The organism is Pseudarthrobacter oxydans, assembly GCF_034258515.1.
Lineage (GTDB): Bacteria > Actinomycetota > Actinomycetes > Actinomycetales > Micrococcaceae > Arthrobacter.
In genome coordinates, this window is sequence record NZ_CP139438.1 from 4,101,961 (window position 1) to 4,116,229 (window position 14,269).

Consider the following 14,269-nt stretch of genomic DNA (forward strand, 5'->3'; position numbering starts at 1 on the left):
TATACCCCTCGGGGTGTTTTTGACTACCCCCGGGGGTATCTGTAATACTCGGTGGGGTATTCAACTTCCCCCGACGAGAGGCCAGCAATGACTTCCCCTTCCACGGCACCGGCCGTCACCGCCCTTGCTCCCGAGACCCTGCGCACCTGGATCGAACAGCACCAGGACCTCGTCGTCATCGACGTGCGCTCCGCCGCAGAATTCGAGTCCATGCACATCCGCGGTTCCTACAACGTGCCCCTGCCGCTGCTGTCCGAGCACACCGATGAGCTCGCCGCCCGCCTGGGCTCCCGCGTGGTCCTGGTCTGCCAGTCCGGAGCGCGGGCCGAGCAGGCACGGCAGCGGCTGGGCAAGTCCGGGATCGACGGCGCCTACGTCCTGACCGGCGGGGCGCCCGGCTTCGCCGCCGCCGGCGGAGACGTCGTCAAGGGCAAGGACCGCTGGGACTTGGAGCGCCAGGTCCGCCTCGCCGCAGGCTCCCTGGTGGTCCTGGGCCTGGCCGGCGGCAGGTTCGTCTCGCCGAAGATCCGCATGCTCGCCGGCGCCATCGGCACCGGCCTCACGTTTTCGGCGGCCACCAACACCTGCGCCATGGGCCAGGCCCTCTCGGCGATGCCCTGGAACAAGGCCGCCAAGGAACCCACCCGCGAAAGCGCCATTCTGACCCTCCCCGTCAACACCGAGCAGACGCCGGCAGCATGATTACGGCCCTGTCGCTGGGCCTCTTCGTCGGGATCGTCCTCGGTGTAGTAGGCGGCGGGGGCTCTATCATTGCTGTTCCCGCCCTGGTCTATGGCGTGGGGATGACCCCCGCCGAGGCCATCCCCACTTCCCTCCTGGTGGTTGGCGCTTCATCCTTGGCAGCGCTGATCCCACGCCTGCGCGAGGGCATCAACTGGCCCGTAGTGCTGATTGTCGGCGCAGCCGGCGTCCCCGCCGCGTGGGGCGGGACAGCGGTGGGTCGGCTGCTGGATCCGAACATACTGATGCTCGCCTTCGCGGTCATCATGGTGGCAGCGGGGATACGCATGCTAATGAAGGCCAAGGAATCCGGCGGCGGATCCTGCAGCACGGGACCAAGCCGCGCCTTCCGCTCCTGCGCACCCAAGGCGGTGGGGGTTGGCGTACTCGTCGGATTCCTCACGGGGCTGCTCGGGGTGGGCGGCGGGTTCCTGATTACACCCGCCCTCACCCTGCTCCTGGGCCTGCGTATGAAGCAAGCCGTGGGTTCATCCCTTGCCATCATCGTGATCAATTCAGCCGCCGGCTTTGGTGCCCACGCTGCAGGATTCAGCATTGACTGGCCAGGCCTGCTGAGCTTTGCGGTGCCGGCGGTCCTTGGCTCCCTCATCGCCGCCCGCCTCGCCCGCCGGCTGAAGGACAAACACGTCCGCATCTCTTTCGCGGTGCTCATCTTCGCAGTCGCGGCATGGGTCACCGCAAGTACCGTCACCGCCTAGCAAACCACCCCCCAAGGAGAACCCCATGGGCCTCATCAGCTCCCTGAAAAAAGCCTTCAGCAAGCCCTACAAAACCGTCTCAGTAGCTGAGGCCAAGGACCTCCTGTCCTCGGGCGCCGCGCTGATCGACGTCCGCTCCGCCCAGGAATGGCGCTCCGGACGCGCACCCCAGGCGAAGCACATCCCGCTGGACCGGCTGCAGGCCGGCACCCCCGGCATCAACAAGAACCGGGCAGTGATAGCCATGTGCCAGTCCGGGGTCCGCTCCGCTTCAGCGGCGCGGCTCCTCGCTTCGCAGGGCTACGAGGCCTACTCCCTGCGCGGCGGCATGGGCGCCTGGCGCTCGGCCGGCGAACCCGTCCGCTGACAACAGCCCACTATTTTGAAGGAGAATCCCATGGCTGAAATCACCGTCACCGACGCCGAACAGCGTCTATCCACCGCCCGCATCCTTGATGTCCGCGAGGACTTCGAGGTCGAGGAAGGCATGATCCCCGGCGCCCTGCACATCCCCATGGGCCAGCTGCAGGCACGCCTGTCCGAACTGGACCCTGCCGTCCCCGTCATAGTGGTCTGCCGTGGCGGCAACCGTTCAGCCCGCGTCGCCGACGCCCTCAACGGCGCCGGCTTCACCGCCGACACCATGGCCGGCGGCATGGTCGCCTGGACCCGCGCCGGCCTGCCCACCACCTGACTCCTGCATCCCGCCAAGAACCGCCACAACAAAAAGCCCGAAAGGACACGAAATTCCATGGCTACCATCGACGTCACGGAACAGAGCTTCGCCGAGACCCTGGAGAACAACGACATTGTCTTCGTTGACTTCTGGGCGGCATGGTGCGGCCCCTGCCGCATGTTCGCCCCCACTTACGGCGCCGCAGCTGACCGGCACCCGGACATCACCTTCGCCAAAGTGGACACCGAAGCCGAACGGTCCCTCGCCGCCGCAGCGAACATCACCTCCATCCCCACCCTGATGGCTTTCAAGGACAGGACACTCGTCTTCTCCCAGCCTGGAACCCTCAACGCCACCGGCCTCGAAGAAGTCATCCAGGAAGTAAGGAAGCTGGACATGGACAAGCTCCGCGCGGATGCAGCCCGGCAGCTGGCCTGAAACGGGGACAGCGGCGCAACCGTGGCGCACCATCACGGCCGACGGCCTGGCCGGCGTCTGGCCCCGCGCCGCGGTAGTGGACGTCCGGAGCCGGGAGGAGTATTCCATCGCCCGCATCCCGGGCAGCCTGAATATCCCGCTGGGTGACCTGCCCGCCCGCCTCGCAGACTGCCCCCACGCCATTCCTGACAGGCAGCAGCAGGCTTGCTGTATACCCCCAGGGGTATTAGCATTGATACCAGAGCCCACCTTAGACCTTCCCCTCCACCGCTTTCACGAAGGAGAGCAACAGATGCTTATCGAGCGTATTTACGATGAAGACCTCGCCCAGGCCAGCTACCTGATCGGTTGTCAGGCAAAGGGCGAAGCCGTGGTTGTCGACGGCCGCCGCGACATCGCGGTGTATCAGGACCTCGCCAGGAAGAACGGCATGAAGATCGTGGCCGTCACCGAAACCCACATCCATGCGGACTACCTTTCCGGCACCCGTGAACTGGCCGCCGCCACCGGCGCAACCATTTATGTCTCCGGTGAGGGCGGCCCGGACTGGCAGTACGAATTCGACGGCGAGCGGCTGTTCGACGGCGACACGATCACCCTCGGGAACATCAGCATCAAGGCGCTGCACACCCCCGGCCACACTCCGGAGCACCTCTCCTTCCTGGTGACGGACGGCGCGTTCAGCGACCAGCCGGGCTACCTGCTCTCCGGGGATTTCGTCTTCTCCGGCGACCTGGGACGACCCGATCTGCTCGACGAGGCCGCGGGCGGCGTCGACACCCGCTTCATGGGGGCCAAGCAGCTCTTCACCAGCCTCCGGGACAAGTTCCTGACCCTGCCGGACTATGTCCAGGTCCACCCTGCCCACGGTGCCGGCAGCGCCTGCGGCAAGGCGCTGGGCGCCATCCCCTCCTCCACGGTGGGCTACGAACGCCTCTACGCCTGGTGGGGCCCCTACCTCGCCGCCAACGACGAGCAGGGCTTCATCGACGAGCTCCTCGACGGCCAGCCGGACGCCCACGCCTACTTCGGCCGCATGAAGCGCGAAAACCGTGAAGGCCCGGCCGTCATGGGAGAACGCGCACCGCTGCCCGAACTCGCACCCGGCATCGTCGCTGCAGGCCTGGCGGAGGACACCCTGACCTTCATTGACACCCGTCCCAACAGCGAAGTCCACGAAGGCACGGTGGCACGTTCCCTGAACGTCCCTGCCGGCAAATCAGTGGCCAGCTACGGCGCCTGGGTAGTCAACCCGGAAACCGACAAGAACCCGCTGGTGCTGCTGGCACCGGACCAGGACACCGCCCAGGACATGTGGGACCACCTGGTGCGCGTCGGCATCGACAACGTCGCCGGCTACGTCACAAGCCTTGAAGGCCTCCCCGCCGCCGTCCCGAAGCTCATCCAGCCCGAGGAACTCGAGGACTTCGACGCCGCCATGGTCCTGGACGTCCGCAACAGGACCGAGCACACCGCGGGACACATCCCCGGATCGCACCAGCTCAGCGGAGGCCGCGCTATGTGGCACCTGGATGAACTTCCCGCCAACGGCACCATCGTGACCTACTGCCAGAGCGGGGTGCGCAACTCGGTCGCAGCCAGCGCGCTGCGCCGCGCCGGGTACGACGTCGTCGAACTGGACGGCAGCTACGCCGGCTGGAGCGCCTGGAAGCAGGCACGGGAATCCGTGTCCAGCAACTAGGCAAAGCAGTAATGACAGCGATCGCTTTGGGACTGCGCCAGAACCTGGCGCAGTCCCTGCTGATGGTCTGCCCCACCCTGCTCGCGGCGATCGCCGCGAGCACCGCAGCGTCCGGCATCGCGGTGGCCGTGCGGATGCGCCGCGCAGACCACCGGCGGTATTAGGGCGGCGGTGACCTAGAGCGCCGCGAGCATTTCGGCGACGCCGTCCAAGGCCCCCGGGACCAGCGAGTAGTAGGCCCACGTCCCGCGCTTTTCCCGGTGCAGGATCCCGGCTTCCACCAGGATCTTCAAGTGGTGGGAGACGGTGGGCTGGCCAAGGTCCAGTGGCTCCGTGAGGTCGCAGACGCAGGACTCCCCCGACTCCTCCGCCTTGACGATCGACAGCAGGCGCAGGCGGTTGGGATCGGCCAGTGCCTTGAAAACCAGGGCTTTCTGCTGGGCATCTTCCGCGCCGAGCACCGGCCTCCCCGACGGGACGCAGCAGGAAGCGTCGACGGCGGGTTCACGAGTCTGCAACGGGTTCATGGCTTCCATTATGCAATAGATTGACATTCATCGATATAGCTGGGGATACTTCACATATCGATTTCCATCAATCTATCGCCGAGCAGCACAGGAGACCCGTGAGCACCCGGACCGAGACACCGCCCATCCAAGGGGAAGAGGCCGTCGCCGGCAAGCTCTCCACCCTGGACCGCTTCCTCCCCGTGTGGATCATCGCTGCCATGGTGCTGGGCCTCCTCCTTGGCAACCTGGTCCCCGGCCTGGACACCGCGCTGGAAGCCGTCAAAGTGGGCGAAGTGTCGCTGCCCATCGCCGTCGGCCTTCTGGTCATGATGTACCCGGTGCTTGCGAAGGTCCGCTACGACCAGACCCGCCGTGTGCTGGGCGACCGGAAACTCATGGTGTCGTCCCTGGTGATCAACTGGGTCCTGGCCCCCGCATTCATGTTCGTCCTGGCCTGGCTCTTCCTCGCAGACCTTCCCGAGTACCGGACCGGCCTGATCATCGTGGGCCTGGCCCGGTGCATTGCCATGGTGATGATCTGGAACGACCTCGCCTGCGGTGACCGGGAATCCGCTGCCGTCCTGGTTGCCATCAACTCCCTGTTCCAGGTGGTTGCGTTCGGCGCGCTGGGCTGGTTTTACCTGCAGCTCCTGCCGTCCTGGCTGGGCCTTCCCACCACCAGCGCCGATTTCTCCTTCTGGGCCATCACCCTTTCAGTGCTGATCTTCCTGGGCGTCCCGCTGCTGGCCGGCTTCCTCACCCGCACCCTCGGCGAAAAAGCCCGGGGCCGCGACTGGTACGAGGAAAAATTCCTCCCCAGGCTCGGCCCCTGGGCGCTCTACGGCCTGCTGTTCACCATCACCCTCCTCTTCGCCCTGCAGGGAGGCACCATCACCGCCCGCCCGCTGGATGTAGCCCGCATCGCGCTACCGCTGCTGGTCTACTTCGTGGTTGTCTTCGGCGCGGGCATGCTGCTCGGCAAGTGGCTGGGCCTTGGCTACGCCAAGACCACCACACTGGCCTTCACGGCGGCGGGCAACAACTTCGAACTGGCCATCGCTGTGGCGATTGGCACCTTCGGCGTGACGTCCGGCCAGGCCCTTGCCGGCGTCGTCGGCCCCTTGATAGAAGTGCCCGCACTTGTTGCACTGGTGTATGCGGCCCTCTGGGCCCGCAAGCGCTTCTTCAGCCCCGCCACCGCTATCCTCTGACCACCGTTACCACCGGAGAACACCATGAGCACCGAAACCGCCAAGAAACCGTCCGTCCTGTTCGTCTGCGTCCACAACGCCGGCCGTTCCCAGATGGCCGCCGCCTTCCTCACCAGCCTTTCCAAGGGCGCCATCGAGGTGCGCTCCGCCGGCTCCCAGCCCGCGGACAAGATCAACCCGTCCGCCGTGGAAGCCATGGCCGAGGTGGGCATCGACATGTCCGCCGAGGTTCCCAAGGTCCTGACCACGGAGGCCGTGAAGGAATCCGACGTCGTCATCACCATGGGCTGCGGCGACGAATGCCCGTACTTCCCCGGCAAGCGCTACGAGGACTGGGTCCTCGAGGACCCCGCAGGCAAGGGCGTTGAATCCGTCCGCCCCATCCGCGACCAGATCAAAACCCGCATCGAGGGCCTGATCGAATCCCTCATCCCGGCCGCCAAGTAGATCCACAAGATTCCGACCCCCAGGAGATTCCCGTGAGCGAGACCGTGAACGCCGTGAACACAGAACAGTTGATCATCATCGGGTCCGGCCCTGCCGGCTACACCGCCGCCATCTACGCCGCCCGGGCAGGGCTCAAGCCCCTGGTCCTGGCCGGCTCGGTCACCGCCGGCGGCGCCCTGATGAACACCACTGAAGTGGAGAACTTCCCCGGTTTCCCGGGCGGCATCCAGGGTCCGGAACTCATGGACGGGCTGCAGGAACAGGCGGAGAAGTTCGGCGCGCAGGTGGTGTTCGACGACGTCACGGAAGTCTCGCTGGCGGGCCACCTCAAGCGGGTGGTCACCGGCGGCGGCGACGTGCACGAGGCTCCCGCCGTCATCCTTGCCACCGGCTCCGCCTACAAGGAACTCGGGCTGCCGGAGGAGAAGAAGTTCAGCGGCCACGGCGTTTCCTGGTGCGCCACCTGCGACGGGTTCTTCTTCCGCGAGCAGGACATCATCGTGGTAGGCGGCGGCGACTCGGCCATGGAGGAGGCGATGTTCCTGACCCGGTTCGGCAAGTCCGTCACCGTCGTCGTGCGCAAGGGCGAACTGCGGGCCTCCCGCATCATGGCGCAGCGTGCCAAGGACAACCCCAAGATCAGCTTCGCCTGGAACTCCGCCGTCACCGCCATCCACGGCGATACCAAGGTCACCGGCGTCACGCTGACGGACACCCGCACCGGGGAAACCCGCCAGCAGGCCGCCACCGGAATCTTCGTCGCCATCGGCCACCTCCCGCGCACCGAACTCGTGGCCGGGCAGGTGGACCTGGACGACGAGGGCTACATCAAGGTGGACGCCCCCACCACGGTCACCAACCTCTCCGGCGTCTTCGCCTGCGGCGACGCCGTGGACCACCGCTACCGCCAGGCCATCACCGCGGCCGGCACCGGCTGCGCCGCCGCCCTGGATGCCGAGCGCTACCTCGCGGCGCTGGAGGACGCGGACAGCATCGCCACCGCCCTGGTCGAGGAACCAACCCACGCCTGACCCGCCCCGCCCACCCAAGAACAAAAGAGGACACATGGATTCGACGACGAACCTGCCGGTTGCCGTAATCGGCGCCGGGCCCGTGGGCCTGGCCGCCGCGGCGCACCTGCTGGAGCGCGGGCTTGAGCCGCTGATCTTTGAGGCAGGCACGACGGCGGGCGCGGCCATTGGTGATTGGCGACACATCCGCCTGTTCTCGCCGTGGCGGTTCAACCTCGACGCCGCCGCGGTGCGCCTCCTGGAGTCCGCCGGCTGGGAAGCCCCCCGCCCCACCGCGCTGCCCTACGGCGGGGAACTCATCGACAACTACCTCGCACCGCTGGCTGCGACCCCCGCCATCAGCTCCCGCCTCCAGACCGGCGCGCGGGTCACGGCGGTGACCCGCGCCGGCCTGGACAAGACGCACTCCCGGGACCGGGACACCACGCCGTTCACCGTGCGGGTGCAGCACGGGAACGGCGAGACCCGCGACCACACTGTGGCAGCAGTGATCGATGCGTCCGGCACCTGGGGCACCCGGAACCCGCTGGGCACCTCAGGGCTGCCGGCCGTCGGCGAAAACGCGGCAGCTGACAGGATCTCTTCGCCGCTCCCGGACGTTTCCGGCCGGGAGCGGAGCCGCTTCGCGGGACGGCGGGTGCTGGTGGTCGGTGCCGGGCACTCCGCCGCCAACACGCTGATCAGCCTCGCCGACCTCGCCCGGCAGGAGCCGGCAACCCGGATCCTGTGGGCGGTCCGTGGCGGGTCCGCAGAGAAGGTTTATGGCGGCGGGGACGCAGACGGCCTGCCGGCGCGCGGGCAACTGGGTTCACGGCTGCGGCGCCTGGTCCAGGCCGGCACCATCGAACTGCACACCCGCTTCGGCATCGCTTCGCTGAAAGCGCTGGACTCCGGCGTAACGGTGCAATCCGTCGACGGCCGAACCCTTGATGCCGATGTCGTCGTCCCCTGCACAGGTTTCCGCCCGGACCTGGCGATGCTGCGCGAGCTCCGGCTTGACCTCGACCCTGCCGTCGAGGCTCCCCGCCAGCTTGGGCCACTCATCGACCCCGAATTCCACTCGTGCGGGACGGTGCCGCCGCACGGAGCCACGCTCCTCGCCCACCCGGACAAGGACTTCTACGTCGTGGGCATGAAGTCCTATGGCCGGGCCCCAACCTTCCTGCTGGCAACCGGGTACGAGCAGGTCCGCTCCGTCGCCGCCGCGCTGGCCGGCGACCAGGAAGCCTCCGACACCGTCCAGCTGGTACTCCCCGAGACGGGCGTCTGCTCCACTGACGCCGGCACCAGCTGCGAGGTCCCGGCCGCCACCCCGGCGGGTTCCGGAGCGGGCTGCTGCACCGCCCCCGAGCCGGTACTGGTGGGCTTTCCCACCGGGCTTTCGCATGGCAGGCAGTGATGGGTCCATCGAAGGAGGACATCACGGACGGGTATGCCCGTGCGGCCCGCGAGCTCAAGGTCCTGCTGGACGGCGCAACACCACAAGACCTGCGCCGCGGCAGCAACGGCACCCGATGGACCAATGAGCAGCTGCTCTTCCACATGGTCTTCGGGTACATGGTGGTGCGGGCCCTGATTCCCCTGGTGCACGTTGTCAGCCGCCTGCCCAAGCCGGCCGGCGAGGCGTTCGCGGCGCTGCTCAACGCCGGAACCCGCCCGTTCGACGTGGTCAATTACTGGGGCTCGCGGGCGGCTTCGACCGTCTACGACAGGCGGAGAATGGGCCGGAAACTGGACAGGACCCTGGCTGCGCTCTCCCGCCGCCTGGAGCGCGAGAGCGAGGCGTCGCTGTCCCGCTCCATGGCGTTTCCGGACAGGTGGGACCCGTTCTTCGCTCCATCGATGACGCTTGCCGAGGTATACCGCTACCCCACGCTGCACTTCGACTTCCATGCCAAGCAACTGAGCCTTTAGCACCCGCGGCAGGAGACGCCTGTTACCCCATCGCCGGGGCGACGGCGGTCCGCCCGGAGAACTGGCGGCGCGCCCAGCGGGCAAGCTTCCTGCCCTTGCCCTTCCACCAGTTGTCCTCGTCCTTGTCGTGGTGCAGGCGGAAAACGATGGCCATCAGCACGAACATTCCCATCACCACATCGATCCAGGACGCCAGCACCAGGGCGATCAGGACAGTCAGCCCGTTGACGATGATGGACGGCACCGCCAGGGTCCGGAAGACAGTGCTTGCCAGGTAGCGCCGGTGGGACCTCGGGACGGACAGCGCGCGCACCATGTCGAAGCAGACGCACACCACCACAATCGTCTGGCCGAAGGCGAGCAGCAGTTGGCCCGGAAGCGAGCCGCTGAACGCTGCCACCGCCTCCATCCCCGGGCTCATCGGTGCGCCTCACGGGCAGGGCTGCTAAAAGCGGAACCACACATGGAAAACCCCCAGAAACCTTGGAACCACTGCTGCTGATCCAGCAGTGGTTCCATTGAAGTTTCCGGGGGCTCCGGGGTCACGAGTAGCGAGTACTCTAATTCCGGCCGGTACCGGCGGCGCGGTACTTAGGTCCGGCTTGCGAAAGCAGCTATGTACCGAGGGAGCGGGGCCGCCAGAGCACCACGGCCTGCGAGCGGGGGCGCGGGCGCTGGCCCCGTGCCAGGCTCACCACGTCGCCGGCCGCGCCGGCCGCGAAGATCCGTGCGTCCAGGGGCTGCCGGCGCCGGCCGAGTTCCTCGGTCAGCTCCGCAATCCGGCCCTGCAGGGCGGCCACCTGGTTCTCGAGTTCCAGGATCCGCTTGATCCCTTCCAGCGAGACGCCTTCCTGGGACAGCCGCTGCACTTCACGCAGCATGGTCACGTCCCGCTGTGAGTAGCGGCGGGACTTTCCGGGAGCGCGGCTGGGCGAGACGATACCCAGCCGGTCGTACTGCCGCAGCGTCTGGGGGTGCATGTCCGCAAGCTCAGCCGCCACCGAAATCACGAAAATGGGCTGGTCAGCACTGACGTCCACTGCACACCTCCCTGCTACAACCGGGCCTTGGCGGCCAGGCCCTCACGGACATCGGCTCCCGCCGTGGCCTCGGCAAACGCCTTGACCGCGGTTTCGGCTTCCTTGTTCAGGTTCTTGGGAACGGCGACGTCGATGGTCACCAGCAGGTCGCCGGTTCCCTTGGACGTCTTCACGCCCTTGCCCTTGACCCGCAGGGTGCGGCCCGACGGCGTCCCGGCCGGCACGCGGACCCGCACCTTTTCGCCGTCGATAGTGGGCACCTCGATGTCCGCTCCCAAAGCAGCCTCGGGGAAGGTGACGGGGACGTGGATACGGAGGTTGTCGCCGTCGCGCGTGTAGAAGGCGTGCGGCTGGACCGAGACGGACACCACCAGGTCCCCGTAACCGGCAGCGCCGGGCTGGCCCTTGCCCCGGACGCGGACCTTCTGGCCGTCCTTGATGCCGGCCGGCACCCGGACGTCGATGACTTCACCGCTCGGTTCCCGCAGGCCAATGGTGGTGCCGCGTATGGAGCCGGCGAAGGAAATGCTCGTGGAGGCAGTGCGGTCCGCACCCTTCTGGGGCGTCCGCTGGAACCCTGTCTGGCCAAAGCCGCCGCCGAACAGGTCGGCGAACTCCGGCGGAATGCCGCCGGCGGAAGGATTGAAGCCGCCGGCATGCCGGCCGGTGTTGCCGGTGAAGAGGCCGCCGAACATGTCCTCGAAGCCGCCGTTGCCCGCCCCGGCACCGCCGGGCGCAAACCGTGCGCCGCCGCCCATGGCCCGGATGGCGTCGTACTGCTGGCGCTCCTCGGGATCCGAAAGCACCGAGTAAGCCTCGGAGATGTCCTTGAATTTCTTCTCGGAAGCCGTGTTCCCCGCATTGGTATCAGGGTGGTGCTGCCGGGCCAGCTTCCGATAAGCCTTCTTGATATCGGCGTCGGAAGCGTCCTTGGCGACACCAAGGATCTTGTAAAAGTCCTTGTCCACCCAATCCTGGCTAGCCAATGGCGTTTCCTTTCAAAGTCTTCTAACTAACAGCTCTCCGCGGTACAGGGGCCCCCGCCCTTTCGCGTGGCGGCTGGGTCCTTGCGGACCCCAGCCGCCACGCTCCGGCAGGCCCGATGCCACTCCCAGGCCCCCCCTGTACCGCTGCGAGCTTTGTGGTTACCTCACCTTAGGCGAGATGACCGCCGGCGCGGAGGCCGGATAGGGGGCGGCGGTGTGGAGGGCACCGCCCCCTATCCGGCGTAGCGCCGAAGTACCCCCGACTAAGCCGGAACTGCGACGATGACCTGCGCTGCGCGGAGGACGCGTTCGCCTGACTTGTAGCCGGAGCGGAGCACCTGGCTGACGGTGTCAACCTCGATGTCCTCGCCGGGCTGCTGGATCAGGGCCTCGTGGATCGTGGGATCGAACTCCACGCCGGTCTCGTCGATCCGGACCAGGCCGTACGTCTTCAGCGCGTTCTCCAGCTTGGCGGCGATCGCGGCGAACGGACCGTCAACGAGGTCGCCGTGCTGGCGGGCCGCATCGACGTCGTCCAGGACCGGCAGCAGGGAGTTCAGGACGCCGATGACGGCCATTTCCCCTGCCACCGCGCGGTCGCGTTCAACGCGCTTGCGGTAGTTGACGTACTCGGCCTGCAGGCGGAGGAGGTCATTCCTCAGCTCGGCGGCCTCTGCGGTTGTCCCTGCCGAACCAGCGCCCTGGGCCACGGACTCCGCAGCCGGCACCTCCACACCGTTCAGGATCTCCTCAGCCTGGGCGAGCGCATCGCCGTCGGAATCCTTGGCAGCGGCGGCGTGGCCGCCCTCGGGATGGCGGGCCTGCCCGGTCACCGGGTCAACCTTGCGGTTGTCCCGGATGACCGGCTCGTGGCTGTCGCCCCGCTGGTCCGTGTTCTCCTGGCCTGCGGAAGTGTGCTCTTCCTCGTTACCGTGATGGGGCATGGCTGCTACTTCTTCGCTTCGTCTTCGTCGATGATCTCGGCGTCGACAATGTCCTCATCGGAAGCAGAGCCTGCCTTGGCCCCTGCGGAAGCACCTTCAGCACCGGCAGCACCGGTGGCGCCGTCCGGGGAACCGGACTGGGCGTAGATGGCCTCGCCCAGCTTGCCCTGGGAAGCCTGCAGCTTCTCGAAGGCGGCCTTCACGGCAGCGTCGTCGGTACCTTCGAGTGCCTTCTTGAGGCTGTCGACGTCGGCCTGGACCTCGGTCTTGACCTCTTCAGGCAGCTTGTCGGCGTTGTCCGCGATGAGCTTGTCCACGGAGTAGGCGAGCTGCTCGGCAGTGTTGCGGGTGTCGGTTGCCTCGCGGCGGGCCTTGTCCTCGGCTGCGTGCTCCTCGGCGTCACGGACCATGCGGTCGATGTCTTCCTTGGAGAGCGCGGTGCCGCCGGTGATGGTCATGGACTGTTCCTTGCCGGTGCCCTTGTCCTTCGCGGAGACGTGGACAATACCGTTGGCGTCGATGTCGAAGGTGACCTCGATCTGCGGGATGCCACGCGGGGCCGGGGCGATGCCGGTCAGCTCGAACGTGCCCAGCGGCTTGTTGTCGCGGGTGAATTCGCGCTCACCCTGGAAGACCTGGATGGCCACCGACGGCTGGTTGTCGTCAGCGGTGGTGAAGGTCTCGGACCGCTTGGTGGGAATGGCGGTGTTGCGCTCGATCAGGTGCGTCATCACGCCACCCTTGGTTTCGATGCCGAGGGACAGCGGGGTGACATCGATCAGCAGGACGTCCTTGCGCTCACCCTTCAGGACACCTGCCTGGAGGGCTGCGCCAACGGCCACAACCTCGTCCGGGTTCACGCCCTTGTTCGGCTCCTTGCCGCCGGCGAGTTCCTTGACGAGCTCGTACACGGCGGGCATACGGGTGGAACCGCCCACCAGGACGATGTGGTCGATGTCGGAGAGCTTGATGCCGGCTTCCTTGATGACATCGTGGAACGGCTTCTTGGTGCGCTCCAGCAGGTCCTTGGTGAGGTCCTGGAACTTGGCGCGGGTCAGCTGCTCGTCCAGGTGGACCGGGCCGTCGGGGGTTACGGACAGGTACTGGAGGGAGACGTTGGTGCTGGTGGAGGAGGAGAGCTCCTTCTTGGCCTGCTCAGCTGCTTCACGGAGGCGCTGCAGGGCGATCTTGTCCTTGGACAGGTCGATGCCCTTGACCTTGAGCTGGTTCAGCAGGTAGTCAACAACGCGCTGGTCCCAGTCGTCGCCGCCGAGGCGGTTGTCACCGGCCGTGGCGCGGACCTGGATGGTGGAGAAGTTGTCCTCGTCCTTGCCGACTTCCAGCAGGGAGACGTCGAAGGTACCGCCGCCGAGGTCGAAGACCAGGATGAGTTCGTCTTCCTTGCCCTTGTCCAGGCCGTAGGCCAGTGCCGCGGCGGTGGGCTCGTTGACGATGCGCAGCACGTTCATGCCTGCGATTTCGCCGGCTTCCTTGGTTGCCTGGCGCTCGGCGTCGTTGAAGTACGCCGGGACGGTGATCACAGCGTCGGTGACCTTTTCACCCAGGTAGGACTCGGCGTCGTTCTTCAGCTTCATGAGGATACGCGCGGAAATTTCCTGCGGGGTGTACTTCTTGTCATCGATGGACTTGGTCCAGTCGGTGCCCATGTGGCGCTTGACCGAGGCGATGGTGCGCTCGATGTTGTTGACGGCCTGGCGCTTGGCGATCTCGCCCACCAGGACCTCGCCGGACTTGGAGAACGCAACGACGGACGGCGTGGTGCGGCCACCCTCGGCGTTGGCAATGACGGTGGGCTCGCCACCTTCGAGAACGGAGACGACGGAGTTGGTGGTTCCGAGGTCAATACCTACTGCACGTGACATGAGTTGCTTCCTTCTTTCCTTGGAAACT

The 14,269-nt window shown here is 66.8% G+C and carries 18 protein-coding genes and 1 pseudogene; 13 read left to right on the plus strand and 6 right to left on the minus strand.

Annotated elements, in window-relative coordinates:
* Positions 1-87: 87 nt before the first annotated feature.
* The 8 genes and pseudogenes from SMD14_RS18700 to SMD14_RS18730 all read left to right on the plus strand — a co-directional run bounded on the left by SMD14_RS18700 (position 88) and on the right by SMD14_RS18730 (position 4,440).
* Entirely contained in the window at positions 88-702 is a 615-nt protein-coding gene (locus tag SMD14_RS18700) for a rhodanese-like domain-containing protein (RefSeq protein ID WP_157240544.1), read from the plus strand.
* The gene (locus SMD14_RS18705; protein WP_321214649.1) at positions 699-1,460 is read left to right on the plus strand and encodes a sulfite exporter TauE/SafE family protein; all 762 of its coding nucleotides are present in this window, start codon (positions 699-701) and stop codon (positions 1,458-1,460) included. Before SMD14_RS18700 ends, SMD14_RS18705 begins: the two co-directional genes overlap by 4 nt.
* Positions 1,461-1,485: 25 nt before the next feature.
* Entirely contained in the window at positions 1,486-1,827 is a 342-nt protein-coding gene (locus tag SMD14_RS18710; RefSeq protein WP_321214650.1) for a rhodanese-like domain-containing protein, read from the plus strand.
* A 30-nt stretch (positions 1,828-1,857) separates the two neighbouring features.
* Complete coding sequence (locus SMD14_RS18715; RefSeq protein ID WP_321214651.1) at positions 1,858-2,154, plus strand: rhodanese-like domain-containing protein; 297 nt, start codon at positions 1,858-1,860, stop codon at positions 2,152-2,154.
* Between the two features lie 57 nt (positions 2,155-2,211).
* A complete protein-coding gene (locus tag SMD14_RS18720; protein WP_321214652.1) occupies positions 2,212-2,574 on the plus strand; it encodes a thioredoxin domain-containing protein in 363 nt (120 codons plus the stop codon).
* A pseudogene (locus SMD14_RS20305) lies at positions 2,552-2,707 on the plus strand (rhodanese-like domain-containing protein); the annotation flags it as partial. The gene SMD14_RS18720 and the pseudogene SMD14_RS20305, both read left to right, overlap by 23 nt.
* A gap of 159 nt (positions 2,708-2,866) precedes the next feature.
* On the plus strand, positions 2,867-4,276 hold the full coding sequence (locus SMD14_RS18725; protein ID WP_321214653.1) for an MBL fold metallo-hydrolase: 1,410 nt from the start codon (positions 2,867-2,869) through the stop codon (positions 4,274-4,276).
* 11 nt (positions 4,277-4,287) lie between these two features.
* Positions 4,288-4,440, plus strand: a complete 153-nt coding sequence (locus SMD14_RS18730) for a hypothetical protein (RefSeq protein WP_157240535.1) — start codon at positions 4,288-4,290, stop codon at positions 4,438-4,440.
* A gap of 12 nt (positions 4,441-4,452) precedes the next feature.
* Here SMD14_RS18730 and SMD14_RS18735 read toward each other — a convergent pair whose 3' ends face one another.
* Complete coding sequence (locus tag SMD14_RS18735; protein ID WP_157240533.1) at positions 4,453-4,803, minus strand: helix-turn-helix transcriptional regulator; 351 nt, start codon at positions 4,801-4,803, stop codon at positions 4,453-4,455.
* Between the two features lie 200 nt (positions 4,804-5,003).
* Between SMD14_RS18735 and arsB the strand changes: the two genes are divergently transcribed.
* From arsB to SMD14_RS18760, 5 genes are read left to right on the plus strand one after another with little or no spacing between them, the layout of a single operon-like run.
* Positions 5,004-5,996, plus strand: coding sequence for an ACR3 family arsenite efflux transporter (arsB, locus tag SMD14_RS18740; protein ID WP_321216308.1), 993 nt, complete (start codon positions 5,004-5,006; stop codon positions 5,994-5,996).
* A 24-nt stretch (positions 5,997-6,020) separates the two neighbouring features.
* The gene (locus tag SMD14_RS18745; RefSeq protein ID WP_104999201.1) at positions 6,021-6,443 is read left to right on the plus strand and encodes an arsenate reductase ArsC; all 423 of its coding nucleotides are present in this window, start codon (positions 6,021-6,023) and stop codon (positions 6,441-6,443) included.
* Between the two features lie 53 nt (positions 6,444-6,496).
* Positions 6,497-7,474, plus strand: coding sequence for a thioredoxin-disulfide reductase (gene trxB, locus SMD14_RS18750; RefSeq protein ID WP_321216309.1), 978 nt, complete (start codon positions 6,497-6,499; stop codon positions 7,472-7,474).
* A gap of 34 nt (positions 7,475-7,508) precedes the next feature.
* Entirely contained in the window at positions 7,509-8,873 is a 1,365-nt protein-coding gene (locus tag SMD14_RS18755; RefSeq protein WP_321214654.1) for an FAD-dependent oxidoreductase, read from the plus strand.
* Positions 8,873-9,388 carry a DinB family protein gene (locus tag SMD14_RS18760; RefSeq protein WP_321214655.1) on the plus strand — a complete coding sequence of 172 codons (516 nt, stop codon included), beginning with the start codon at positions 8,873-8,875 and terminating at the stop codon, positions 9,386-9,388. Before SMD14_RS18755 ends, SMD14_RS18760 begins: the two co-directional genes overlap by 1 nt.
* A gap of 22 nt (positions 9,389-9,410) precedes the next feature.
* Here SMD14_RS18760 and SMD14_RS18765 read toward each other — a convergent pair whose 3' ends face one another.
* The 5 genes from SMD14_RS18765 to dnaK form a co-directional block, all read right to left on the minus strand.
* Positions 9,411-9,797 (minus strand): hypothetical protein, encoded by a 387-nt coding sequence (locus SMD14_RS18765; RefSeq protein ID WP_321216310.1) that lies wholly within the window; start codon positions 9,795-9,797, stop codon positions 9,411-9,413.
* Between the two features lie 205 nt (positions 9,798-10,002).
* Positions 10,003-10,428, minus strand: a complete 426-nt coding sequence (locus tag SMD14_RS18770; protein ID WP_104999308.1) for a heat shock protein transcriptional repressor HspR — start codon at positions 10,426-10,428, stop codon at positions 10,003-10,005.
* A gap of 14 nt (positions 10,429-10,442) precedes the next feature.
* Complete coding sequence (locus tag SMD14_RS18775) at positions 10,443-11,414, minus strand: DnaJ C-terminal domain-containing protein (RefSeq protein WP_157240524.1); 972 nt, start codon at positions 11,412-11,414, stop codon at positions 10,443-10,445.
* 263 nt (positions 11,415-11,677) lie between these two features.
* Complete coding sequence (locus SMD14_RS18780; RefSeq protein ID WP_157240522.1) at positions 11,678-12,358, minus strand: nucleotide exchange factor GrpE; 681 nt, start codon at positions 12,356-12,358, stop codon at positions 11,678-11,680.
* A 5-nt stretch (positions 12,359-12,363) separates the two neighbouring features.
* Complete coding sequence (gene dnaK / locus SMD14_RS18785; RefSeq protein ID WP_157240520.1) at positions 12,364-14,241, minus strand: molecular chaperone DnaK; 1,878 nt, start codon at positions 14,239-14,241, stop codon at positions 12,364-12,366.
* Positions 14,242-14,269 lie beyond the last annotated feature (28 nt).